We start from the raw sequence: 25,311 nt of genomic DNA, 5'->3' as shown, positions 1-25,311 counted from the left end.
GAGTATTAGCACCAAGGGAGTACACATTTGGAAATCATTCGTAGATAATAATATTTCCTATTCGTCTCCGGAATTTTCCCAGGTGTTCATCCCAACACGTCGCGCCTATTGCGTCTCTCTTGCTTTCGGCTGTGTGCTGCTACCGGCTTTGTCTCAGGCCGAGGAAGCCGTTACCGAGCTGCCGGCCACTGATATTCAGGCCTCTGGCGATACTGTAAGCAGCCCTTATGTTCGCTCCACCAGCAGTACAGCCAGCAAGTCGGAAGTGCCGATCAGGGATGAAGCACAGTCAGTCAACGTCGTCACTCAACAGACGCTGGACGATTTCCAGGTCAAGTCGCTGGACGATGCAATGAAGTTTGTCAGCGGTGTGTCGCAGTCCAACACGCTGGGTAACTCCAAGGACGCGCTGATCAAGCGTGGTTTCGGTACCAACGACGATGGCAGCATTCTGCGCGACGGGATCCGTTCGGTAGTAGGCCACAATCTGGGCGCTACCACGGATCACGTGGAGGTCTTGAAGGGGCCCGCGTCGCTGCTGTACGGCGCAATCGAACCGGGCGGTTTGATTAACGTTGTCAGCAAGCAACCGGAATACACCCGCAGCACGACCATCACCGGCTCAGGTTACAGCGAAGGTGGCGGGACGTTCAGTGTCGATACCACCGGCCCCATCGAAGACACCGGGCTTGCCTACCGTCTGGTGGCCGAACGTGGCCATGAGGATTACTGGCGCAATTACGGGGTCAACGAGCACACGCTGGTGGCGCCTTCTTTGAGCTGGACCGGCGAGCGCGCCAAGCTGACCCTGGCTTACGAGTACAACGATTACTCCAGCCCGTTTGATCGCGGTACCGTGTTCGCCAACGGCAAGCCTGCAGCAGCAAGCTACAAGGACCGTTTGGACGAGCGCTGGGCCAAAACCGTGGGCATCAGTGAAACTGCCACTGCGAAGTTCGAATATCAGCTCAACGATGACTGGAAGACGCGGGCTACCTATGGCTGGAACAATGATCGTTACAGCTTCGCGATTGCCCAGCCGATGGAGTTAGTGGGCGGCACGCTGAGTCGCCGTGCCAATGGTGCGCACTATGATTACGAAGCGCGCTATGCGAGCCTGGATTTTATTGGGGAGCAGCAGATATTCGGTCAGCGCCATGACATTCTCGTAGGCGTCGACAACGAGACGCTCGACAAGCTTCGTGGCAAAGCTTATCGAAATGCGCTAGGGCTTAACGGTGCGGGGTCGATCAATATCAACAACCCGCAATACGGCGGGCTGGCTGAACCGAGTACTGTCTACAATGTACAAACAGACACCCGTGACCAGCTCAAGTCTACATCCCTGTATTTCAAAGATAACTGGCATCTGAATGACCAGTGGATTCTAGTGTTTGGCGGGCGTCAGCAGCACTATGACCAATATGGCGATCAAGGTACGGGGACTGTTTATACAGTTAATCGCGACGACAACGGCGATGCGTTCATCCCGTTTGCAGGTATCGTCTATCAGCCTACCGAGTCACTTTCGCTTTACGGAAGTTATAGCCGGTCATTTGTGCCCAACGAAACGGCAGCTGATACGTCGGGCAATACCTTTGATCCGACAGAGGGCCGCAGTTACGAACTTGGAGCCAAATACAGTCCTTCGAATAGTCTGAACGTGAATGTCGCGATATTCGATATCGTGAAGAAAAACATAGTAACTACTACTACAGTCGGCGGAGACAGCTTTAGCCAGCTGACCGGCAAGGCCGGTTCCAGAGGTCTGGAGCTCGACGTTACAGGCAGGCTGGCCGAACGTTGGGACATGATCGGCACCTATGCCTATACGCACACTGAAGTACTCGACGATCCGGCGAATGAAGGCAAGCGTCTGAGCAATGCGCCGATGCACACTGCCAGCCTGTATCTGACTCACCACCTGACCTTTCCTGAGCAGACCGGACAATGGCACGTCGGTGGCGGCGCGCGTTATGTCGGTGAGCGTCCAGGCGATAACGCAAACAGTTTCTGGATGGAAAGCTATACCGTAGCCGACGCGTTTCTACGCTGGGACCTCCCCACCAAGGACTATAAAACCCGCTTGCAGTTGAACGTCGATAACCTGTTCGATAAAGAGTATTACCCGTCTGGCACGGGTAGCAGCGACTTGCAGATCAACGTTGGTGCATCGCGCACAGCGCGCCTGACTGCGAGCGTTACGTTCTAACCGAGGCTGGAACATGAAGCACTGCCGGATTAATCCGGCAGTGCTTCAAACGTCTTAAGCTCTAACGCTTCTGGTAGCCTGCCGAACTCATCATCAATGATTTCAGGCACTCCCCATGTTCACCCTTCGCATCATGACCCTGGACGATTACGACGCGGTCATTACCCTGATGAAAAACACTCCCGGCGTTTCGGTCAGAGACGCTGACTCTCGCGAATCGACTTCAAGGTATTTGCAACGCAATCCCGGCATGAGTTTCGTCGCCGAAATGGATTCCACCATCGTTGGCTGCGTCATGTGTGGTCATGATGGGCGAAGGGGCTACCTGCAGCATTTGTTGGTACTGGAAAACTATCGTCGGCAGGGCATTGCCAATGCATTGGTAGAGCGGTGTCTTTCAACCCTTGAAAGCCAAGGGATACTCAAATGTCATCTTGATGTACTTAAAACCAATCACGCCGCCGCCCATTACTGGAGTACACAAGGCTGGCAACTTAGAACGGACATTGACCGGTACTCTTTCATTCGTTCCGGCGGCATCAACGTTTGATGCACGAGGGGCGTGCTAGAGCAGTTGGCACTTAACTGATAATCTGCGCCGCCCTTCAGATCGGCCAGCAATGGCCGATGCAGTAGCCTTCGTTAAAAATAGATAAGGATGTTGTCTGTGAAACGTGCAGTGATGTTGCTGGCTCTGAGTTTGAGCCTATCGTTGACCGGTTGTATTTCGTTCACCCCCAGTGGTCCGATTGGTGATCCGGTTAGCCCGGCAAAGGTGACCTCCACACGTTCGGCGCAAATGGCCGATGTGGTGATCAGTTCGCCAGACCTCAAAGATGAGCAGCGCCAGAACATCAGCCGCCAGTTGACCGAACAGATCAGCCGTTACGTGGAAAAGGGTGGTTACTACCAGAGCGTCATCGCGTTCCCGGCGCGCATGGGCGAGCAGGATGTACAACTCAAGTTCAACCTGACCTCCCTCAAAGGCAAGCGCACGCCGCACCCGGCCTATATCCCTGGCGCTCTGCTGACCCTGACCATCTGGATCTGGGTCAATGGCCCTGTCTATGTCGACAGCTACGACCTTGCTGGCGAACTGGTGGTTGAAGACCGCAATGGCAAAGTCCTTGCGCGCTCGGAGGAGAAGGTCAACGAGAAGAAAAATCTGGGTATTTATAACGGCGAATACTGGGCGCCTAGCCTAGGCCGTTTCCAGCTGCGTGACATGATTGGCAGACTGCTGGACAAGACCAGCGCGCAGTTGCCTGCCGCGAAAACGGGAGCGCAATAATATGCTGCGTTCCTTTTTGTTATTGGTGACCGTGTGCCTGTCGCTGACAGGATGCCTGAGCTATTCCCATCACGATCTGGCACAGGTAAAGCAGTGGCCACTCACAGCCCCTGCCGCTGATGCCAAGCCTTCTGTTTACGTGAGACTCAACAGCGAATACCTGCTCAATAACCGACCACGGGCTGGCGGTGTTGATACGGCTCGCTGGGAGAAAATCCTCGTAGACAGTTACGCCGCCTCGGGTGCTGTCGCCTCGGCGACGGCCACGAAAACCCAGTCCGATGTCTATGTGTCTGCGACACTGACCAATCATGAGAAGGGCAGCATGCCCCTCGCATTCATTTCCGGTTTTACCTTTACGCTGATCCCGACCACCTTCGACAACACGCTGACGTTGAAGACCGTCTACAAGGACCGGGATGGCAAGGTACTGGGGCAGGTCGAGAAGAGCGAGACCATCACGACCTGGATCCAGCTGGTATTGATTTTTGCGACCCCGTTCAATGCCTCGCTGGATGACACCATCAAGCACCTGAGTCAAAGCTCCATTGAGGAAGCGGTGCGACTCAAGCTGCTTTGAGCTGGCTGTAGCGACAAGCAAGTCTCTGAAAGCGGCGATGCCGGCTGGTCATTCTGATGAGTCGCTATCGCCGCTTTTGCGTTTGAAAGCAGGGAACCAACGCTCTAGCCTGCGGTTCGAACCCATACATTCTCAATCAGGGACATCAACCCCATGCTTAAAACTCTTGCCTACAGCCTGATGCTGGCTTCCACCCTTGGCCTCGCTGCCTGCGATCCGAAATCTGAAGACAAGGCGCAGGAAGCTCAGCAACACGCTGAGAAAGCACAGGACAAAGCCGCCGATGCGGCGAAGGAAAATGCCAAGGCGGAGCAAGCACAGGCCGAGTCTAAAGAAGCCAAGGCAGAAGAAGACAAGACCTTCGTGCCAACCACCCAGGTTCCGGAATCACTCAAGACGCCTGAGAAAAACTGATAATCGCTCCATCAGACAGCGGCTGTCTGTAGGAGCCGAGCTTGCTCGCGATGAACGATAACGCGGCCTGATCGAACCAGTGCCGTGCGTCCATCGCGGGCAAGCACCGCTTCAAAGCCAGGCCGCGTTTTTTATCGCCTGCCTCCACCAATACCTCCGCAGAATCAGGCAATCACTCCGAAGGATCGGACTAATTCACCGCTGGCAGATCGTCCTACTCTGAACGTGCATCGAGCCACCGGCTCATCACTCGGACAAGGACAAAAATCATGTCGAACATCAAAGACAAAGTGGTTGTTATCACTGGTGCAAGCAGCGGTATTGGCGAAGCCACGGCCAGGCTGTTGGCAGAGAAGGGCGCACGTGTCGTGCTTGGCGCGCGGCGTACCGAGCGGCTCGAAGAACTGTGCAAAGAGATCGTGGCCGCAGGCGGCAGTGCGCAGTATCAGGCAGTCGATGTCACCGACCGGAGCAGCGTGCAGGCCTTCGTCGACCAGGCCGTTAACACGTTCGGGCGCGTCGATGTGATCGTCAACAATGCCGGGGTCATGCCGTTGTCCAGGCTGGATGCGTTGAAAGTCTCGGAATGGGACCGGATGATCGACGTCAATATTCGTGGCGTGCTGCACGGTATTGCGGCGGGGTTGCCGCTGATGCAGAAACAGCAATCCGGGCAATTCATCAACATTGCGTCCATTGGTGCCTACACCGTCAGCCCGACTGCTGCCGTCTACTGCGCAACCAAATTTGCTGTACGGGCGATTTCCGAAGGCTTGCGTCAGGAGGCGGGCGCAGACATTCGCGTCACGGTGATTTCGCCAGGCGTTACGGAGTCGGAGTTGGCGGACAGTATTTCCGATGAAGGCGGACGAGCCGAAATGCGCGAGTTTCGCAAGATTGCCATCCCTGCACTGGCCATCGCCCGGGCAATTGCCTATGCAGTTGAGCAGCCCGCCGACGTCGACGTTAGTGAGTTGATTGTTCGCCCAACCGCCAGCCCATACTGATTCGCCTGGTCTGCGTCCCGCCATCAAGGGTTCGCTGGACTATGTTTATCCTGCAAACCCTTGTTCTTAAAACTTGTACGATGACTTAAGCCGAGGTACAACGAGCGTCCCGTCCAACAATAAAACAACGGAGATGCACGATGGATTCATCGCAACGGGATACAAGTGCCGACCATGGCCGTAGAAACTTCCTCAAAACTTCACTGGCGGTATCGGCCGGTGTGGCTGCCCTTGGCAGCGCTGCGTTGCCTCGTCTGGCGAGCGCGGAGCCACTGAGTCAGCGTTATCCGGATCCACTGGTCAATATCCTTGATGACAGCTTCATGGAGTTGCGCATCTTCAATGCCAGCGTTGAGCGCCTGGCCACCGGCTTGCGTTGGGTAGAAGGTCCGGTGTGGGTCGGTGACGGCCGCTACCTGCTGGTCAGCGACATCCCCAACAATCGCATCATGCGCTGGGACGAAGTGACCGGAGGCTTGTCGGTTTATCGCGATAACGCCAATTTCTCCAATGGCATGTGCCGTGATCGCCAGGGCCGCCTGTTGGTCTGCGAGGGTTCGACGACCTCTAAAGAAGGCCGCCGCGTCACTCGCACCGAGTACAACGGCAGCATCACCGTGCTGGCCGATAACTACGAGGGCAAGCCGTTCAATTCGCCTAACGATATCGTCTGCAAACGTGACGGGTCGGTCTGGTTCACCGATCCGCCATTCCAGACCGGCAATAACTATGAAGGCCACAAAGTCACCCCGGAACTGCCTCACGCGGTGTATCGCATCGACGGCGCTAACGGCAAGGTCACTCGGGTGATTGACGATCTGGCAGGTCCGAACGGCCTGTGTTTTTCGCCAGATGAAAAAATCCTTTATGTCGTTGAGGGGCGGGCCAAGCCCAATCGCATCATCTGGGCAATTGCCGTGAATGAGGACGGCACACTGGGCCTGCGTCGCAAGCACATCGAAGGTCTGGAGTTCGCCGGCATCGACGGTATCAAGTGCGATGAGAGCGGCAATCTGTGGTGTGGCTGGGGCAGCAACAGTGACCCGAAAGCAGATCCGGAAAAACTCGATGGTGTGCGTGTATTCAACCCGGATGGCAAAGCCATCGGGCATATCTCCCTGCCCGAGCGTTGCCCGAATCTGTGCTTTGGCGGTCGTGAAGGCAATCGACTGTTCATGGCTGGCAGCCACTCGATCTACTCATTGTTCGTGAACACCCGCGGCGCGACCTTCGCTTGACGGGATAGAAGCTGCTGCGCCTTCGCGCAGCAAACAGCGACCCGTAGGACCGGACAGTCCTACGCAACGCCTGTTTATCCAGTGGGTTATGTTTTGTTTGATGAGAGCTGCCGAAGGCTGCGAAGCAAGCGTCCTGACACAACGCCATCGCAGCCTTCGGCAGCTCCTACAGGCAATGCATTCCAAATTGGACGGATTGACTGCTGTTCGACAGCCCCCCGTTCAACCCCTCATCACTTCAACACCAGCAACCGGTAAACCCCCGCGTCACTTTCGATGCCGTGGGTGTCATGGGTGAAGCCCGGAAAGGACGTATCAAAACTCTCCAGCGCTTTCAGGTAGGCCAACAATGGCCCATCGGCAGGCCCTGCGTTTTCGCCGGGCATCAGCAGGGGAATACCTGGTGGATAGGGCACGATGCCGGTCGCCACGACACGCCCCGCAGCCTGCTCCAGGGTCACCAGTTCAACCTGGTTCTTGACCAGTTTCTCGTACGCCTGCACCGGGCTGAATTCCGCTTGTGGCAACATGCCGAAGGCCTGCGCCATGGTTGCGGTGGTGCGATGTTTCTTCATGGCGGCGAAGATTTCTTCGGCCAGATCTCTGAGGCCCATGCCGGTGTAGCGTTGCTGGTTGGCCGCCAGCAAATCGGGCAGGCACAGTTCCAGTTCGAGATTGCTGTCGTAGTCGCGTTTGAAATCCAGCAGCGCATTGACCAGCGTTCCCCATTTACCTTTGGTGATGCCAATGGAGAACAGGAACAGGATGGTGAAGTCGGTGGTTTTTTCCACCACGATGCCCTGGCGGCCCAGGTACGCACTCAGCACGCAGGCCGGTATGCCGAATTCGAGTAACTGGCCATCGTCGCCCATGCCCGGGCTGAGTACCGAGACCTTGATCGGGTCGAGCATGCAGTAGCCATCCTCGATGTCGCCAAAGCCATGCCAGACTTCGTCAGGGTGCAACACCCAGCAATCAGGATCGCTCTTGAGTACGACCGGGTCGACCTGGTGAAACGGTACGGCGGTACCCTTCACGCGAACGCTAGGTGGCTGCCAGCACGAGAAGAACCAGTCATCCTCCTTGAGCATCTCGCTTTTCATCCTCGAAATGACCTGGCGGAAAGCGATTGCCTCCTCGATGGATTCAGTGGTCAGGATCTCGCCGCTGGGCGCTTCCATCATGGCCGAGCTGACGTCGCAGGAGGCCATGATCGCGTAATTGGGCGACGTCGAGGCGTGCATCATGAATGACTCATTGAAGCGCCCATGAGGTATCGGATTGCGTCCGTTGCGCACATGGATCATTGAGGCTTGCGAGAGTGCTGCCAGCAGTTTGTGCGTGGACTGCGTCGCAAATACCGTCGGCCTCGATTCATCATGATCGTCAGGGCTACCGTGCATGGCGAAGCGGTCACGGTACAGTGGGTTGAAGCGCGCGTAGCCGTACCAGGCTTCATCGAAGTGCAGGCGGTCGACACTTTGCCCCAGCAATTCCTCAACCCGGGTCACGTTGTACGTCAGGCCGTCGTAAGTCGAGTTGGTGACGATGGCGTGGATCGGCGTCGGGTCGATGCCTTCGCGGACCAGCGGGTTATTGGCGATTGCTGCCTGCACGCCCTCACGACTCAGGGTCTGCGGCAGGATCGGGCCAATGATCCCGTAGCGATTGCGGGTTGGCACCAGATAGGTTGGAATCGCGCCAGACAAGGTCATCGCATGCTCGGCGGACTTGTGACAATTGCGGTCGCACAGGGCAATCTGGTCACGGGTCACGCTGGCCATGAGGATGACCCGGTTGGAGGTCGATGAGCCGTTGGTCACGTAATAGGTGCGATGGGCGCCAAAGACCTTCGCCGCGTAACGCTCGCCCTGACCGATGGGGCCGCTGTGGTCGAGCAGCGAACCCAGCTCGCCGACTGAAATCGACAGGTCGGAGCGCAGCAGGTTTTCCCCGAAAAACTCATAAAAGGCGCGGCCCGCAGTACTCTTCAGAAAGGCGGTGCCGCCCGCATGGCCCGGGGTGTGCCACGAATATTCATAGCTGCGGGCAAACTTCAGCAGGGCGCCGAACATCGGTGGCAATACCGCCTGGCGATATCGTTCGATGGCGGCGAGGATCCGCCCGCTGAGAAAGCGACTGGTGTCTTCAGGCAACCAGATGAAATCGTCGGCATGCTGCATCACCACCAGCGGAATATTCGAAGCGGTGCTGCGATCGCTGATCAGAAACACCGGGACCCGCGTGTTGCGTTCGCGCAGATTGGTCAGCAGTTTGATGCATTCTTCATGGTTGTCGCTTTTGTCCATTTCCCAACTGAGCAATACACATTGAACAGCCGGGTCAGAGCGCAGAATCGAGTTGGCATCGGCCAGACTCTCGGAAACCAGCACGCTGATCGAGCGCTCCTCGACGTCACTGAGCAGTTGATTCAAGGCACGGCCAAACACCGTGCGTTTGTCGGGTGCGCTGCTGACCAACAGCGCAAGCATGCCGAGCAGATGGCGGTATTCGGTCATGGTCTTGCCTCCAATGGCGTGGAATTCAGGCTGTTCACAGGGATGGGTTCTGCGTTGAGGTGCTGAGCGCTCACGGTCTGTACCGGCACGCTGTTGTTGATCGCTTCCAGACGAATCAACCGATTGTTGACGAAGCCGAACAAGGTGTAACCGAAGATGGTGGCCACGCCGCCGAGCATCAGTGCTTGCGCGCCGGAGCTGTACAACGCCAGGTAGCTGTAAGCGGCCGCAATGGTTGCCACGATGTTGGTGATCAGCGCTGTGTTGGGCGGCACGTTGGAGACTTTCTGCATCGTCAGCAATGCCGCCATCGAGAGGATGTACGGCACCAGATTGGTCACCACTGCCAGATTGACCAGCGTGTCGAACTGTTTACTCAGGTCCGGGCTTATCGTCAGGAAACCGAGTGCCGTCTGCGCCGCCAGTAATATCAGCATGCCGATAATCGGGGTGCCAGCCTTGTTGGCCTTGGAAAAAATGGGGATGAAGTAGCCGGTGTCTGCCGAGCTTTTGAATACTTGGGCGATGGTGAATTGCCAACCCAGCAAGGAGCCAATGCAGGCCAGCACCATCAGGCCCATGACAATGCTGCCAATCATGGGGTTGAACATCTTGGCGAATACTAGACCGAATGGCGCGGTAGAGGCCGCCAGTTCCGGGTTATCGACAATACCGGCGATCACGTTGGTGGAGACGATATAGATCACAGCGGCCCCCAACGTACCGCCCAGGACCGCAATCGGGACGTTTTTTTCCGGATTTTCCACTGCGTCGGTGTTGGCGCAGGCCGACTCCAAACCCAGAAATGCCCAAAGGGTAATCGCCACTGAGGCACCCGCGGCTTCAAACCATCCTTTGTCGTGAGGGTTCCAGCCCGCGGCGTAGATACTGCTGTCGAACCAGAACCAGCCAATAGTCGATACCAATACAACGGGTGCAATAACTCCCCAGACAGTCACGGCGCCTATCTTGCCGGTGATGCTGGCGCCGCCAAAATTGGCAAAGGTGGTGATCCATAACAAGGCAATAGTTGCCAGCCCGACTTGCATCGAATCAAGTTGCACATTGAACAGCACCTGGATGTAGCCAACAGCGGTGATACTGATCGCCACATTAGCAATAAGTAGCGATAGGCCATAGGTGTAGTTGGTCAGATAGTTACCCGCTTTGCCGAAAGTATATTCAGCGTAACCACCCATGCCGCCGGTCTTTCGACTGAGCATGCCGCAACGGGCGAATGCATAGGCCAAGGCCAGAGAACCAGTGGCGGTGACAAGCCAGGAGAGAATCGATATTGCGCCAACTTCTGCAAGTTTGGAGGGGAGTAACACAATGCCAGAGCCTAACATGTTGACGGCAGTCAACATTGTTAGTTGGCTAACGCTCATTTTCTTCGCGGCTGACATTCCATTGCCTCTATGAGAGAAAAACGGGAAGTCTTAGCTATAGCAGAGCATTGACGCGGTGCAAGTAATTAGTCGGTTAGTGGGAGAGGGGTCTTATTAAATAACGACAATCTGGAAGTTAACCCAAACCGCCTGGGAACGCCCCCGACGTCCAGACGCGGCGCGGATTTCCTGTCAAATAAAATGCAAATCACCGAATTGAAACGCGCTTTCTGTAGGCGCTGCCGAAGGCTGCGAAGCATTTAACCTGACATGCCGCCATCGCAGCCTTCGGCAGCTCCTACAGGGCCCGTGTTCGCAGTTGGTGCCACGGTTGATAGATCAGCGTTTCGCCAGTTCGTGCTTGATGCATTGCTCGTAGTAAGTCTGTTTGATGGCCGCAGGTTTTAGCCGTGAGGCGCTTTTGTAGGTCTGTTCGGTAATGCCCATGGCCGTCATGCGCATCCAGGGCTGGTTGAACTTGCGGCCCTGAAGTTTCTTGCGTGCACCGTAAAGGGTGATGCCGGCCAGTTTCGATTCCTGAGCGCCTGCCGCGATACCCGAACCCCATGTGCATATCGAACGGCCGCTTGAGGTGACGTCTTTGGCGTGGGCCACCCAGGAAACGCTGGCCAGCGCAAACGTCGCTACGGTTAATACAAGAATCCGCATAAATGCCAGCCCCTAAGCTTCTGAAAAGAAAGCAAGTTTGCCAAGCTCGGCTGGAGGCGAGGGGCCAGCAATTGGTTTTATTTAGGGGCTAAATCAGCCAGGGCTTTTATGTCAGTTGAAATGCCTGGTGATGGCATGCGGCGCATCGGGTACGTCCATATTGATCTTGCGCCACGCGGCTTCGGCAAAGCTGTAAACCGAAAATGCGATCAGACCCAAGGCCACGATCATCAGGACTATGCCGCCTGCGGGTAGATCCTGCAGGCCGTTGAGCGCATCTTTCAGGCCGGGCGGGTGCATGGCCTGGTAGCTGGAACCGCTGATGGCCAGCAATGCAGCAATTTCGATAAACGCCACGCCACGGGCAATCAGGCCAAAGCGCGATACCGGGCGCACGTAACGCATGACGTCTTCGTCGGCGTCGAAGTACTTTTCAAAGCTGGCTTTCCAGCCCTTGATGATATGGGTGATACCCACGCCGAGCGGTATCAGCGCGGCCAGGTACACAAGGATATTCGAATGGTCCCAGGACAGAATGGACGCCAGCAGGTCCTGGGTTTTGCCACCTGAATCGCCAGAGCTCTTGAGTGCGCTGATTAACAGTCCCAGCGCGAAGAACGCCAGTGCGCCATAGGTCACGCCACCCACCAGCAACCCCGTGCGGATCACCAGGCCTTTGACTTCCGTCCCGTGGTGGTCCACATCACGTGTGGCTTGCAGGACTCGCCATGCAGCAAAGGCCAGCAGGCCGACCACCACAATCGCGACCATGACATTGCCAAAGGGCTGGCGCAACAAGGCTTCGAGGCTACTGTGACTGTCTTTTGGCTGTGACGACCCTTGGGCGGCAAGCAGGGCGAAGATACCAATGATCAGATACACGACACCGCGAGCGGCATAGCCGCTTCGGGCGAGAAGAGTGAGGCTGCGTTGCGGGGACATAAAGGGTTTCTTCCTGAAAAAGTGATACAGGAGCAGACCGGCTCCAGCGTCAGGCGTTCGCTCTTTTATCGTCTGTTACGAGGCGCGCCATGACTCAAAGGTCTGCCAGCTCCACCACTTCGACCCGGTCCCGGTGCACCTTGGCGCGATACAAGGCTTTATCTACCGAGCGCAGCACTTTTTCAAAGTCGTTCTGGTTGTCCAGTGCCCGGGTATATGCCAGACCTGCGCTGAATCTGATAGGGAACGGCAAGCCGGTGTCGACCTCAAGCGCTTCGCGCAAACGGCTCATGAAATGCTGAGCGTCCTCGATGCTGGAGCCCGGGAATGCCAGTAGAAACTCTTCACCGCCCCAGCGTGCGAACACGTCAGTCTTGCGCTTGAGTCGTGAGACCGTACTGGCGAACAGGCGCAAACCGGCATCACCCGCCGCATGCCCGTGGTGATCGTTGATCTTCTTGAAGTGGTCCAGGTCAATCATGGCGATTGCCAACGGATAAAGCCGGGGCGAGCGTGACAGGCCGTTCTCGTCGAAAATCGTCGAGACCACACCCCGTCGATTCAACGCTCCGGTCAGAATGTCGGTAATGCTCATGTTAACGATGTGCTGACGTAACTGTTCCTGAAGCATCAGCGCAAAGCACAGGGTGAACAGGAACGAGACCATGAAATCCATGGCCAATGCCATCAACGAAAACATGTCGGGTTCATCGAAAGCCAGTGGCGGCATCGGCTCAACCAGCAGTGCCACCGTGTTGTAACCGTGAAACGCCAACAGCGCGACGTGTCCGGCCAGCAGGCCCCATGCCCCGCGAAAGCGCTTTCTCAGAGGCAGTGTCACGGTCATCTGAATGCCGATGGTGATAAAAACCAGAAACAGAAACCAGGGCACGATCCAGGACGTGTGCAACAGCACGCTGGTACCGAGGCCGTACGCCAGCGGCGGGGCTATGAAAAGACAGGCCTGGCGCCGGATGCTCCCAGGGCTTTCAGCCAGTTGATACAGGGCCAGGCTGTGAGCGCCAATCGCAAACAGCAGCAGGATGGTGTTCAGCAGAAAAGCCGCAACAGGGCTAAGTACGCCAAGCCAGGCGTAGTCACCACTGACAACACCCGGTTGCAAAAGGGAGACGATCCGGTACGCCGCCAGCAGCAGGTCGCCTGCTATCCACCAGAGCAATGGTGTATGCCGCTCGCCGACGCCGAACCATGACAGGCAGAGCATCAGCGTGGTCATCAACCCGAACGGGATAATGATGAGCAGCAACGTGACAGGATCATTCAGAAGCATGGACTGCAGCTTTCAGTTGCCAGAGGGTCAGGTCGGCATGATCGCATATCCACAAAACCAGAGGGCAGTGCGGTTCCCGGCAGGGTGCCGAGAACCGACGAAGGTCCGGCGTATCAACGGTGCTTCAACCTAACGGCTACACGCAGCCGCAATGGCTTTACCCAGCGCCTCGGTATTGCCCTTGCCGCCGATATCAGCCGTCAGCGGTGCATTTTCCGGCCCCATGGCCAACACGGTTTCAATGGCATTGAGCACCGCTGCTCCCGCTTCCGGGTGGCCGAGGTGTTCGAGCATCATCGCCCCGCACCAGATCTGGCCGATCGGATTGGCAATGCCTTTGCCTGCGATGTCCGGAGCTGAGCCATGCACAGGCTCGAACAGGCTCGGGAAGTTGCGTTCAGGGTTGATGTTGGCCGAAGGGGCGATGCCAATAGTGCCCGTGCAGGCCGGACCCAGGTCAGAAAGAATATCGCCGAACAGGTTGCTGGCCACGACGACGTCGAACCAGTCCGGGTGCAGCACGAAATTCGCCGTGAGAATGTCGATGTGATACTTGTCGACGTTCACCTCCGGGTATTTCTTGCCCATCTCCACGACGCGCTCGTCCCAATACGGCATGGTGATCGCAATGCCGTTGGATTTGGTCGCGGAGGTCAGGTGCTTTTTCGGCCGGCTCTGGGCCAGCTCATAGGCAAACTTGAGGATACGGTCGACGCCCACCCGGGTCATGACGGTTTCCTGCAGGACGATTTCCCGGTCGGTGCCAGGGAACATCTTGCCGCCGACACTGGAATACTCACCCTCAGTGTTTTCGCGGACGACCCAGAAATCGATATCACCCGGTTTGCGATTGGCCAGCGGCGCTTTAACGCCCGGCATCAAACGGCAAGGGCGCAGGTTCACATACTGGTCAAACTCGCGACGGAACTGCAGCAGTGAATCCCACAGGGAAATATGATCGGGCACGACGTCCGGCCAGCCCACCGCGCCGAAGTAAATCGCATCGTAGCCTTTAAGAATCTCGAACCAGTTGTCGGGCATCATTTTGCCGTGGGCTAGATAGTAATCGGCACTGGCAAAGTCGAACCAGTCCCACTGCAACTCCAGATTATGCTGTGCGGCCACCACATCCAGCACGCGTACGCCTTCGGGCATGACTTCCTTGCCTATGCCATCGCCAGGGATGACGGCAATTTTGTAATGGGGCTTGCTCATGAGTTTCGACTCCAGGGTTGATGGTGGACGAAGCTCAGTGTATGCAGTGTCTCTGACTTAATAATTAGTCATTTGCGAAAGCCATTCTTAGATTCAAGGAAACAATCGATGAGCATGATCGATGACCTGAGCTTCTTCCAGCAGGTTGCGACGCGGGGCAGCCTGACTGAGGTGGCGCGGCAACTGGGGTTGTCGTTGCCAGCGGTAAGCAAGCGCCTGAGCCAGCTGGAAGCGCGCCTTGGCGTGCAGTTGCTGCAACGCACGACGCGCCGGTTATCGTTGACTCCCGAAGGTGTGCTTTATCTGGAAGGCGGACGGCCGATCCTGCGTCAGCTCGACGAACTGGAAAGCGCACTCAACAATCGCCAGCCGACCTTGCAGGGACGCTTGCGAATCAACGGCACACTGGGTTTCGGGCGACGGCATCTGGCCCCGGTTGTGTCGAGCTTCGCCCGGTTGCATCCGGCGCTGGAGATTTCTCTGGAGCTGACCAGTCAGCCGGTGAGTCTGCTGGATGATCAGTTCGATATCGGTGTCTTCATGGGCGAGCCTCCCGATTCGCGGCTGATCGGCATTCGCCTGCTGGAAAATCCACGGATCCTCTGTGCGTCACCCAATTATCTGGAGGGCAGGCCACCATTGAACCGGGTGGCTGATCTGGCTGAACACAACTGCATCTTGCTGCGTCAGTTCGGCAGTGACTACGCGATCTGGCGCTTTCGCAAGGAGGGTCAGGATTACGCCCATAAAGTCAGCGGCACGCTGTCGAGTAACGATGGCGAGGTGGCGTTGAATCTCGCGCTCGACGGGCATGGCCTGATCCTGCGTTCGCGTTGGGATGTGCAGGCGCATCTGGAAAGCGGACGGCTACAGGCGGTGCTGGAGGATTATCAGCCGCCACGGGGCGATATCTTTGCGGTCTACCAACACCGACGGCATATCCCGCAGCGCATCTCGCTGTTCACCCAATACCTGGCTCAGGAACTGGCCCGGCGCCTGCCGTTTGCCGATCCAGGGTGAATGGCGCACCTTGGCCGACTGTAGGAGCCGAGCTTGCTCGCGATGAACGATGATGCGGTCTTGCCTGAAGCTGCGGTGTTCTTATCGCGAGCAAGCTCGGCTCCCACAGATTTACCATAACCGCAGATCATGTCAGTAATGATTATTCGTGCATTGCCGGATTGCCCCGGGCTCTTGTAACGTCCAGCCGACCCGCTCGGTCACTATAAAAATTCAAACCTGAGCATGCATGAGGGCTTTTACAGGGTGTTCAGGAAAGGTTTTTGAAGCTGCCGATCATTTCTACGTTCAGGAAGATTTGCCATGAAAACCGTTTCATTGGGTTCAGTCTTATCCCTGTTGTGCATGTCGGTGTCGTTCGCGATGTCAGTCTCGGCAGAAGAAATCACCTTTGTTTCCCAAGGCGGGGTGTACCAGGAGGCCCAGACCAAGGCGATCCTCGACCCGGCAGCCAAACGCCTGAACATCACCATCAAGCAAGATAGCGTTCCCGATGCCTTACCCATGGTCAAAGCCCAGGGTTCAGCAGGCAAGCCGGTCTGGGACGTCATCGATACACCGCCTTCCAACTGCATTCGTGGCGGCAACGAAGGGCTGATCGAGAAACTCGACCTGAGCAAAATGCCCAATGTTCAGGCGATGCCGGAAGCCTATCGGACGCCTTACTCCGTCGCCTATGAGTTCTATTCGTCGGTGCTGGGCTATAACACCAAAACATTGACGAAGCTGCCGCAGAGCTGGGCCGACTTCTGGAACGTGAAAGAATTTCCGGGCACTCGTTCATTGCGCAATGACCCGATGGGGACCCTCGAAGCAGCACTGTTATCGGACGGTGTGCCTCGCGACAAGTTGTACCCGCTGGATGTCGACCGTGCCTACAAGCGCCTTGAGCAGATCAAGCCGGATATCGCTGTCTGGTGGAGTTCGGGCGGGCAGTCGGCACAGCTGCTCAATGATGGTGAAGTCGACATGCTGATGATCTGGAACGGCCGCGCCAGTGCGGTGCGCAAGGACAATCCTGACGTCGCGTTCACTTATAACGACGGCATCCTGCAAAACACCCAGTTGTGCATCCTGAAGGGCGCTCCGAATTACGCCACAGCGGTCAAGTTCGTCAACGAAGCGCTGTCGCCGGATCTGCAAGCTAACCTGCCGTTATACATCGACTATGGCCCAGGCAATCCAGCGGCGTTCAGTACCGGGAAACTCAGCGCAGAACGGGCCAAAGAGCTGCCGAGTTCGCCGGATAACGCTGCGAAGCAGGCATTGATGTCCGAAGAGTGGTGGTCATCGCCTGCGGGTATCGCGGCCAAGGATCGCTGGCTCAAGTTTGTTCAGTAGGCTGACCTCGTGAAGGCGATCGACTATCTGATTCTTGGCGGCGGTTCTGCAGGCTGCGTGCTGGCGGCGCGGCTGTCCGAAGACCCTGGCAAGCACGTATGCCTGATTGAGGCGGGGCGTGATATCTCGGCGGGCAATATGCCTGCCGAAATTCGCAGCCGTTACCCAGGACGCGCTTATCTGGACACGCGCAACATCTGGAATCAGTTGACGGCGCTGATGGGCAAGCGTTCCAGCGAGCGCCGATACGAACAGGCACGTTTGTTGGGCGGTGGCTCGGCTATCAATGCGCTGATGACCAACCGCGGTGCTCCCGACGATTACGATGAGTGGGAGCGACTCGGCGCCAGCGGCTGGAACTGGGACAGCTGTCTGCCGTACTTTCGCAAACTGGAAACGGATACCGATTTCGACGGACCGTTGCACGGCAATCAGGGGCCAGTGAGGATTCGTCGCACAGCTCAGGCTTTTCTTTCACCCTTCGTCAAGGCCGTCATGAGTGTGTTGGGCGAGGGTGGGCTGGCGACAAAGCCGGATCAGAACGGACCTTGGGAGCCCGGCGTGTTTGTCGGCGCGATTGGCGTCAGCCCTGAAGGCGAGCGAATTCCCACCTCCGTGTGTTATCTCACCGATGAGGTACGCCAGCGCAGCAATCTGAATCTGCGCACTGAATGCCTGGTCGACCGTGTGCTGTTCAAGTCTCATCGGGCTGTGGGGGCAAGGATTGTCGATGCCGATGGCAGCACAAGTGATGTTTTTGCCAAGGAGGTTATTGTCTGTTCCGGGGCAATCCACAGCCCTGCGGTGTTGATGCGCAGCGGTATTGGCCCCGCCGATGAGCTGATTCAACTGGGGATTTTTGTCGTGGCGGATCGTCCAGGTGTCGGCGGCAATCTCATGGAGCACCCGTCGATTGCGGTCTCAGCCTTGCTCAACAAAGCGGGCCGCACTGCGTTCGTCAATGAACATCACGAGCAGGCTATCGTGCGTTTTTCCTCGGGCCTGCCGGACACCGTGCCGTGCGACATGCACGGCGCGATTCTGTCACGCTCCGGTTGGCATTCACTGGGCTATCGCCTGGGGACGATGTTCTTCTGGGTCAACAAATCGTTTTCCAGAGGTCGCCTGCGTTTGCGGTCCAGTGATCCGGCTGAGGAACCTGAGGTGAGCTTCAACATGCTCTCCGATACCCGGGACCTGGAGCGCCTTAAACAGGCAGTGAAGTTTGGTGCTGCGACGTTGTCAGCGTCTTCGCTCAAGACCCAATGCAGCGTGGTTTTTCCGTCCAGCTATTCGCCTCGAGTGGCCAAAGTTGCGCAGCCAGGTGTGCTCAATGGCGTGCTGCGCGGTGCCTTGAGCTTGCTGCTGGATGTGGCGGGCCCGCTCCGGGCGTGGCTGATTCACCGCTTGGTCACCCAAGGGATCACGCTGAAGAAACTGGTTACCAATGACGCGGCATTGACTGAGTTCGTGCGGCGCAATCTCGGCGGTACCTGGCATCCTTCCGGCACCTGCCGTATGGGTCGCGTCGATGACCCGCAGGCCGTTACCGACAGCGATGGACGAGTGATCGGTGTCAGCGGGCTGCGTGTGTGTGACGCTTCGTTGATGCCTTCGATTCCGTGCGCCAACACCAACGTGCCGACGATCATGATCGCCGAACGCATGGCTGATTTGATCAAGGCTGAAAGCGCGCAGCAAACATTGCACTTGTAGGTGCGACGTTGGACCTGCTTCAGCCGGGAAGGCGATGTGTCTGACGATACAGGTTTGTCTGCAGCACCGGCCCGGTTGCGAATGAATTCGCTCTCATCAAACGATATGCAAGCTACTGGGTTGAAATGCATGTTCTGTAGGAGCTGCCGAAGGCTGCGAAGCATTTCTCCTGACACACCGCGATCGCAGCCTTCGGCAGCTCCTACAGGTCATATGTTTGCCGCGAGACAGCGGCACCCAGGTGCTCCCACAGAAATGGAGCTGATGGGCGACGTGGGACCGGCTTTAGCCGGGAAAAGGCCAGTACAGAAGACACATATGCAGTGTCAGGAGTGGAGCCTTCCCGGCTGGAGCCGATCCCACTCGAGTTTTACCGGTGGAAGCCCACGATCGCCTTGGTCTCCAAAAACGCTTCCAGCCCCCATTCGGCATATTCCCGGCCATTGCCCGATTGTTTGTAGCCGCCAAAAGGCGCTCCGGGGTTCCAGTCGGGATGGTTGATGTACACGCCGCCGACCCGCAGTTGCAGGGCTATGCCCCGCGCCCGCTGCAGGTTGGAAGACTGCACGTAGCCGGCCAGACCAAACACGCTGTCGTTGGCCAGCGCTACCGCATGTTCATCGTCGTCATAGGCCTGAATCACCAGCACCGGGCCGAAGATTTCCTCACGCGCGATGGTCATGTCCGGCGTTACCCCGGCGAATACCGTGGGTTTCACGTAATAACCACGTTCCAGACCTTCAGGCCTGCCCAGACCGCCACAGACCAGTTGCGCACCTTCTTCAATGCCAATCGCGATCATGCGCTGAATGGCCTGAAACTGTCGTTCGCTGATCACTGGCCCCATTGTCGATTGCTCATCCGTAGGCGCGCCGACGTGATGGGCGAGGGCGGCGCGACGCGCAATTTGCACGGCTTGATCATGCAGCGTGGCGGGCACCAGCATGCGGGTGGGGGCGTTGCACGACTGGCCACTGTTGCCAAAGCAGCCGTTGACGCCGGAGGTCACAGCTTTCTCCAGATCCACATCATCAAGGAGGATGTTGGCCGACTTGCCGCCCAGTTCCTGATGCACGCGTTTGACCGTTGGCGCTGCCAGGCGCGCGACTTCAATGCCCGCGCGGGTCGAACCGGTGAATGACACCATGTCCACGTCGGGATGGGCTGCCAACGCTGCGCCTACGGTAGGGCCGTCGCCATTGATCAGATTGAACACCCCGGCCGGGACGCCCGCTTCGTGCATGACTTCAGCAAACAGCAGTGCATTCAGTGGTGCAATTTCGCTGGGTTTGAGGACCATGGTGCAGCCCGCGGCCAGTGCCGGTGCGACCTTGCACACGATCTGATTGATCGGCCAGTTCCATGGCGTGATCAGCGCAACGACACCCACGGGTTCCAGATTGATCAGGGTGTTGCCGTTGGTTTTTTGAAAGGCAAACGTGTCCAGCGTGCGCAGTAACTGTTGCAGGTGACGTTTGCCGATGCCCGCCTGCCAGTCATAAGCCAAGGCTTTGGGTGCGCCGACTTCGGCCATGATCGCCTCGGCAATCTCGTCATAACGCTGCATGAACACGTCCAGCACCTGTTCGAGCAATGTGATTCTCTCGGCCGGTGAAGTGCTGGCGAACGCTGGAAATGCACGCCGTGCAGCTGTGACGGCAGCCTCCACATCGGCCTGATTACCCATGGCAATCTGGCTGAACGACTGTTCAGTCGACGGATTGATCACCGGCAACTGGAGGTCGCTCGCCGGGCTGACCCAGCGGCCATCGATATAAAACTTCAGGGTGTTTTCGATCATCTGGCACGGTCTCATCAAGGCGAGCGATAAAGGGGGCGAGCAGCGGGTTCACGGCTTCTGAAAACTGCACCCGGTCGCTCGCAAGAATAAGCACCTGTTTACGCATCCGGCAATTTACTAATAGTTGTTTCAGGCATAAGCTCAGGTCATGTCTAATCTTCGTCGAAAGCTCCCCAGTTCCAGTTCTCTATTCGTCTTCGAGGCGGCTGCGCGGTGTGGCAGCTTTACACGGGCGGCGGATGAGTTGTGCGTCAGCCAGCCAGCGGTCAGCCGCATGTTGTCCCGACTCGAAGAGCATCTCGGCGTACAGCTTTTCGAACGCACTCGCGGTGGCGCGAGACTGACCGAAAGCGGCAGCATTTTGTACCGCAGGGTGCAGGAAGGCTTCAGCACTATCGAGTCGGCGATCAGCGAAATTGAATCCCGTGCCACTGGCATAGAAACGGTGACACTGTCCGTTTCAACCGCATTTACCACCCATTGGTTGATGCCGCGCATGAGCCGTTTCAGTCAACGCTTTCCCAGTGTGGACATGCGTTTTCAGTTGATGTCCGGGCGGATTGGCGGCCCGTTGGTGGACGTGGATCTGGGCATGCGTTACATCGATGCAGGCAGCCTGAAAGCCACGGATACACTGGTTCTACCTGAAATAACCTTACCTGTCTGCAACCCGCTTTACCTCAAGCAAGTGCTGCGTGATGAGGCTAAAAAGCAGTCCCCCACGCTGATCTGCATGGACAATCAGGATCGCGACTGGACGCTGGAATTCGGTTCGTCAGGGCGCACGGAAAATGCCTTGATATTCTCTGACTATGCGGTGGTCGTGCAGGCTGCCTTGTTGGGGCAGGGGATGGCGCTGGGCTGGTTGACGGTGGTCTCGAACAGCCTGGTAAAAGGTGAGTTGGTGCCCGCCACCGAACAGATCCGTATCTCGAATCGGCGCTGTTGTCTGGTCACTCCGGCGAATCGTCCGGTGCGTCCGGTGGTGGAAAATATCCGCGACTGGATCATCGAAGAGATGCGTTCCGATATCGCTCAAGTGCACGAGCTTTACCCGGATTTAGGCCTGGAAAAGCTGCTCTGATCAAGGGTCTTATTCAAGGTGTGCCGCGCATCCTGAAAAAACCGTAGGTTATGCTTCGAGGCGCGCTCAAAACGGAATATTTCACGAGAAGTCAGGGCAGATAATACCTCTGGCCAGACAGCTTTCCCCTCATGAATAATCTTGCGGAGCGCCTTATGTCATTCAAGCAGTTCAAAGCCCTGACGTTCGATGTCGTCGGCACCCTCATTGATTTTGAAGCCGGCATTCTTGCTCATGTGCGTGAAGTCGCGGGCGAAGCGGGTAAAAACCACAGTGACGACGACATTCTCAAGGCGTATCGCGAAGCGCGTGCCTCGACTGATTCGGGGTGGTGGCCGGATGACCTCGAACGCTGCTACCACGTCATCGCTTCGAAGCTGAATCTGCCGGATAACGATGACTACGCCAAAGGCCTCAGCCTGGCGGTGAAGAACTTCCCGGCGTTCCCGGATTCGGTTGAGGCACTGAAACGCCTGCGCAAGCATTTCAAGTTGGTGGCTACCACCAACTCGCGGATCTGGGCACTGGATTTCATGGCCAAGACTCTGGATGAGCCGTTTGATGTTCGCGTAACCGTGGACGATGTTCGCTTCGAAAAACCCGACCCGCAGTTTTTTGCCTACACCCGTGGTGTTCTGGCAACTCAGGGCATCCTGTTTGAAAACATCCTGCATGTCGCGCAAAGCCAGTACCACGATATCGGCGTAGCAATGCGTCTGGGGTATCAGACCTGCTGGATCGAGCGTCGCTTCGCACAGAAGGGCACCGGCGGCACGCTGGAGTCCGAACGAGTAGAACCGCATTATCACTTCACTTCGCTGGCGCAACTGGCCGACGCAGTCGAGAAAGAACTGGGTTGATGACCTGGACGCCCAGGCTTCTGCGCGGGCGTCGTCTCTCTTTTTAGCCGGATGCTGGTCATGACTGTACAGAGCTTGTGGGCGGCAACCGCCCAACCTTGTCCCGCCCTGCAATCCCTTGAAGGCGACCGTCAGTGTGATGTGGTGATCATCGGTGCAGGCTATACCGGTCTGTCGGCGGCACACCATATCGCCCTGAGCGGTCGCGAGCCGTTGATTGTCGAGGCCAACACCCTGGCCTGGGGCGCCAGCGGGCGTAATGGCGGTGTCGTCTCGCCTAAATTCCGGGTAGGTTTCCCGACCCTTATGGAGCGCTTTGGGCGCGACATTGCGTTACAGATGTATCGCACGGGTTATGCGGCGGTAGACAGCCTGATCGAGATGGTCGACACCCTCGGGCTGACTGGCGCTCAGCTCAACATGGGTGGGCATATCGCTGCTGCACATAATGTTCACGCCCTCAGCGGGCTGGAATCCACTGCGAACTGGATCAAGCGCGAAACCGGTGGCGCGTCCTCGGTCATGATCAGCGCCGCACAGGTGCAGGAAATGACCGGTTCCACGCTCTTTGCCGGTGGTCTGCTGACACCAAAGGCAGGCGGGATTCATCCCATGAATTACGCACGTGGCATTGCGCAAAGTCTGACGGAGCGGGGTGTCAGGTTGTTTATCAATAGCCCGGCCGAAAACGTGCGTCATGAGGCCGGTCGTGTGATTGTGCAAACGCCTCAAGGTCGGGTCAGTGCCCGTCAGATTATCTATGCCACCAACGGGTATTCCGATCAGACGCACGTCACCGATACCTTGCATCGACGTCTTATTCCGTTTCGCAGCGCAATCATTGCCACCGAGCCGTTATCGCCTGATGTGCTCGCGCAGATCATGCCCGGCGGGCAGGTGTGTGGTGACACCAAACGCATGTTGCGCTGGTTTCGGGTAGTCGGTGACAGGTTGATCTTTGGCGGGCGCGGGGCGTTCGGCAAGAACGATTCGCAGAGTGCTTTCCGGACCCTGCAACGCAGCATGGGCGAGGTCTTTCCCGTTCTGCGGGACTGCAAGGTCGAGTTCCGCTGGTCCGGTCTGGTTGCCATGACGCTGGATTATCTGCCCCATGCCGGACAGCTGGATGAGCGCAGTTTTTACGCCATCGGCTACAACGGTGGTGGTGTCGCCATGTCAACCTGGATGGGCACTCAGTTGGCGAAGATGACCGCAGGTGAGAAGGTCGAGCTGGGCTTGCTCAGCGGTGACAAATTCAACCCCATTCCCCTGCATGCCTTCCGTGCGCCCGGTGTTCGCCTGGCGGCGGGATGGCAGCAGTTTCTGGACGTTATTGGCCGGTGAATGGCCGCAGAAAGGATCTGCTCCTACAGATCCAGTGTTGTTACAGATCCAGTGTTGTCAAACCGCCCTGACCAAGCTGCGCAACGGCACGGTGCTTTTCACTACCGGTGACTTGATCACGATGTAGCTGAAGTATTTTTCGATGCCGATATTCTTGTCCAGGATCGACTCCATCAGCTCCTGATAATGCTGGATGCTGCTGCACAGGAAGCGCACCAGATAGTCGTAGCCGCCGCTGATCAAATGGCATTCGAGCACTTCATCGATGTTGCGGATGCTGGATTCGAACTTCACGAAGTCGCCGCGCTTGTGGTCCGAGAGGGTGACTTCGGTGAAGACGGTGACAGAATTGGCAAACTTGGCCAGGTTGACGTGCGCTTCGTAGCCGCTGATGTAGCCTGCCGACTCAAGACGCTTGACCCGCTGCAAGCAAGGACTGGGAGACAGGCCGACGGCTTCGGCGAGGCTGACGTTCGTCATTCGCCCGTCTTTCTGCAGTTGGACCAGGATGTTGATGTCGATACGATCGAGCTTGGTTGCTGCGTCCATGGTTCAGTCCTCGCAATTTCAAAATCCTGGCTGTCACGCCTCAGGCATGCAGCGCTTTTTGATGCGCATGAACGAGGTCTGCCAGGCTGGCGTATTCACAGCGCTTGCCGTCCAGAGCCTGCGGTGAATGATTCCACGGCTGGCTATGACCCCGTTGCAATGTACATACCGGAAAATCCACCCGCTCATTCCAGGGATCATCCGTTTCCGTACTGCGCACCGGTAACAGTTCTGATCGCTCCAGCTCCAGCTGGAGTAACGCGGCATCCAGACTCATGTGCCAGTCGTTGCTGCTGGGTTCGATAACCGCATCGAACGTCACCGGCAGTCGGCTGGTCAGCGAGCTCACATCGATACCGTGTGGTGGGGCAATCAGTATCAAACGGTAGAACTTGCTCAGGTACTGCAAAGCACCCGGAACATCTTCAAATATGGGCCAGTGGTCAGAAGAGCTACTGAAAGCAACACTCTGATCCCAGTCAGGAATGGTATGCAATTGGTGAGCCAGACGTTGGTACAACTGACCGTGGAAAGCCCTTGGGCTGACGCCTGAGGTACTGGTGATCAGCTCTTGGGCTGCGTGTCGATAGGCCTGTAGCAGTTGCTCGTCACTCGGGGTGTGGGTGCTCTGCACCGCCAGCGGTCGAAGTCCTTCCAGGATGCCCCGTTCTCGATCAACCAGTGTCCCAAAGGAAAAACCAAATGCCTTGTACTGGGTGACTTTCATGATTCGCTCCTGAGTTACAGCTGTCGGTTCCGTCATGGTTCAGCCCGGCTCTGGTCCGGGTCCCGGCGCTGCAAGGGCAGGCCGGGCCAGGTTGCGTACCGCG

22 protein-coding genes are annotated in these 25,311 nt (G+C 57.2%); 13 read left to right on the top strand and 9 right to left on the bottom strand.

Annotated features, from left to right (window positions below; translation table 11 throughout):
* The first annotated feature begins 133 nt into the window (after positions 1 to 133).
* The 7 genes from EE949_RS13570 (at position 134) to EE949_RS13540 (ending at position 6,742) form a co-directional block, all read left to right on the top strand.
* A complete protein-coding gene (locus tag EE949_RS13570; protein WP_240350654.1) occupies positions 134 to 2,212 on the top strand; it encodes a TonB-dependent siderophore receptor in 2,079 nt (692 codons plus the stop codon).
* 115 nt (positions 2,213 to 2,327) lie between these two features.
* On the top strand, positions 2,328 to 2,762 hold the full coding sequence (locus tag EE949_RS13565; protein ID WP_122664751.1) for a GNAT family N-acetyltransferase: 435 nt from the start codon (positions 2,328 to 2,330) through the stop codon (positions 2,760 to 2,762).
* Between the two features lie 117 nt (positions 2,763 to 2,879).
* Entirely contained in the window at positions 2,880 to 3,503 is a 624-nt protein-coding gene (locus tag EE949_RS13560; RefSeq protein WP_122664750.1) for a hypothetical protein, read from the top strand.
* 1 nt (position 3,504) lies between these two features.
* The gene (locus EE949_RS13555) at positions 3,505 to 4,083 is read left to right on the top strand and encodes a hypothetical protein (RefSeq protein ID WP_122664749.1); all 579 of its coding nucleotides are present in this window, start codon (positions 3,505 to 3,507) and stop codon (positions 4,081 to 4,083) included.
* 153 nt (positions 4,084 to 4,236) lie between these two features.
* Positions 4,237 to 4,497, top strand: coding sequence for a hypothetical protein (locus EE949_RS13550; RefSeq protein ID WP_122664748.1), 261 nt, complete (start codon positions 4,237 to 4,239; stop codon positions 4,495 to 4,497).
* Positions 4,498 to 4,766: 269 nt separating this feature from the next.
* Entirely contained in the window at positions 4,767 to 5,504 is a 738-nt protein-coding gene (locus EE949_RS13545) for an SDR family oxidoreductase (RefSeq protein WP_122664747.1), read from the top strand.
* 140 nt (positions 5,505 to 5,644) lie between these two features.
* Complete coding sequence (locus EE949_RS13540) at positions 5,645 to 6,742, top strand: SMP-30/gluconolactonase/LRE family protein (RefSeq protein WP_122664746.1); 1,098 nt, start codon at positions 5,645 to 5,647, stop codon at positions 6,740 to 6,742.
* A 233-nt stretch (positions 6,743 to 6,975) separates the two neighbouring features.
* On the opposite strand, the gene EE949_RS13535 is transcribed toward EE949_RS13540, so the two are convergent.
* The 6 genes from EE949_RS13535 to EE949_RS13510 form a co-directional block, all read right to left on the bottom strand.
* A complete protein-coding gene (locus tag EE949_RS13535; RefSeq protein ID WP_122664745.1) occupies positions 6,976 to 9,261 on the bottom strand; it encodes an Orn/Lys/Arg decarboxylase N-terminal domain-containing protein in 2,286 nt (761 codons plus the stop codon).
* The gene (potE, locus tag EE949_RS13530; RefSeq protein WP_122664744.1) at positions 9,258 to 10,667 is read right to left on the bottom strand and encodes a putrescine-ornithine antiporter; all 1,410 of its coding nucleotides are present in this window, start codon (positions 10,665 to 10,667) and stop codon (positions 9,258 to 9,260) included. The genes EE949_RS13535 and potE overlap by 4 nt, the downstream gene beginning before the upstream one ends.
* A 321-nt stretch (positions 10,668 to 10,988) precedes the next feature.
* Positions 10,989 to 11,318, bottom strand: coding sequence for a hypothetical protein (locus EE949_RS13525; RefSeq protein WP_122664743.1), 330 nt, complete (start codon positions 11,316 to 11,318; stop codon positions 10,989 to 10,991).
* A 111-nt stretch (positions 11,319 to 11,429) separates the two neighbouring features.
* Complete coding sequence (locus EE949_RS13520; protein WP_122664742.1) at positions 11,430 to 12,260, bottom strand: DUF1206 domain-containing protein; 831 nt, start codon at positions 12,258 to 12,260, stop codon at positions 11,430 to 11,432.
* Between the two features lie 94 nt (positions 12,261 to 12,354).
* Positions 12,355 to 13,551, bottom strand: coding sequence for a GGDEF domain-containing protein (locus tag EE949_RS13515; protein WP_122664741.1), 1,197 nt, complete (start codon positions 13,549 to 13,551; stop codon positions 12,355 to 12,357).
* Positions 13,552 to 13,680: 129 nt separating this feature from the next.
* Positions 13,681 to 14,766 (bottom strand): tartrate dehydrogenase, encoded by a 1,086-nt coding sequence (locus tag EE949_RS13510; RefSeq protein ID WP_122664740.1) that lies wholly within the window; start codon positions 14,764 to 14,766, stop codon positions 13,681 to 13,683.
* A gap of 108 nt (positions 14,767 to 14,874) precedes the next feature.
* Here EE949_RS13510 and EE949_RS13505 point away from each other — a divergent pair, with 108 nt between their 5' ends.
* From EE949_RS13505 to EE949_RS13495, 3 genes are all read left to right on the top strand, one after another.
* A complete protein-coding gene (locus EE949_RS13505) occupies positions 14,875 to 15,786 on the top strand; it encodes a LysR family transcriptional regulator (protein WP_122664739.1) in 912 nt (303 codons plus the stop codon).
* A 303-nt stretch (positions 15,787 to 16,089) separates the two neighbouring features.
* A complete protein-coding gene (locus tag EE949_RS13500) occupies positions 16,090 to 17,127 on the top strand; it encodes an ABC transporter substrate-binding protein (protein WP_122664738.1) in 1,038 nt (345 codons plus the stop codon).
* 9 nt (positions 17,128 to 17,136) lie between these two features.
* Positions 17,137 to 18,843, top strand: a complete 1,707-nt coding sequence (locus tag EE949_RS13495) for a GMC family oxidoreductase (protein WP_240350645.1) — start codon at positions 17,137 to 17,139, stop codon at positions 18,841 to 18,843.
* A 370-nt stretch (positions 18,844 to 19,213) separates the two neighbouring features.
* Here the strand turns inward: EE949_RS13495 and EE949_RS13490 are convergent, their stop codons facing one another.
* On the bottom strand, positions 19,214 to 20,641 hold the full coding sequence (locus EE949_RS13490; protein ID WP_122664768.1) for an aldehyde dehydrogenase family protein: 1,428 nt from the start codon (positions 20,639 to 20,641) through the stop codon (positions 19,214 to 19,216).
* Between the two features lie 151 nt (positions 20,642 to 20,792).
* Here EE949_RS13490 and EE949_RS13485 point away from each other — a divergent pair, with 151 nt between their 5' ends.
* The 3 genes from EE949_RS13485 to EE949_RS13475 all read left to right on the top strand — a co-directional run bounded on the left by EE949_RS13485 (position 20,793) and on the right by EE949_RS13475 (position 23,932).
* Positions 20,793 to 21,728, top strand: a complete 936-nt coding sequence (locus tag EE949_RS13485; protein ID WP_122664737.1) for a LysR family transcriptional regulator — start codon at positions 20,793 to 20,795, stop codon at positions 21,726 to 21,728.
* Positions 21,729 to 21,883: 155 nt separating this feature from the next.
* Positions 21,884 to 22,588 carry an HAD-IA family hydrolase gene (locus EE949_RS13480; RefSeq protein ID WP_122664736.1) on the top strand — a complete coding sequence of 235 codons (705 nt, stop codon included), beginning with the start codon at positions 21,884 to 21,886 and terminating at the stop codon, positions 22,586 to 22,588.
* Between the two features lie 60 nt (positions 22,589 to 22,648).
* Positions 22,649 to 23,932 (top strand): NAD(P)/FAD-dependent oxidoreductase, encoded by a 1,284-nt coding sequence (locus tag EE949_RS13475; RefSeq protein WP_162874605.1) that lies wholly within the window; start codon positions 22,649 to 22,651, stop codon positions 23,930 to 23,932.
* Between the two features lie 57 nt (positions 23,933 to 23,989).
* On the opposite strand, the gene EE949_RS13470 is transcribed toward EE949_RS13475, so the two are convergent.
* A complete protein-coding gene (locus tag EE949_RS13470) occupies positions 23,990 to 24,481 on the bottom strand; it encodes an Lrp/AsnC family transcriptional regulator (RefSeq protein ID WP_027900155.1) in 492 nt (163 codons plus the stop codon).
* Between the two features lie 40 nt (positions 24,482 to 24,521).
* A complete protein-coding gene (locus EE949_RS13465) occupies positions 24,522 to 25,208 on the bottom strand; it encodes a haloacid dehalogenase (protein ID WP_122664735.1) in 687 nt (228 codons plus the stop codon).
* Positions 25,209 to 25,311: the final 103 nt, after the last annotated feature.

The organism is Pseudomonas viridiflava (assembly GCF_900602065.1).
In the GTDB taxonomy this organism is placed as follows: Bacteria; Pseudomonadota; Gammaproteobacteria; order Pseudomonadales; family Pseudomonadaceae; genus Aquipseudomonas.
This window is presented reverse-complemented; position numbering and strand designations above follow the sequence as displayed.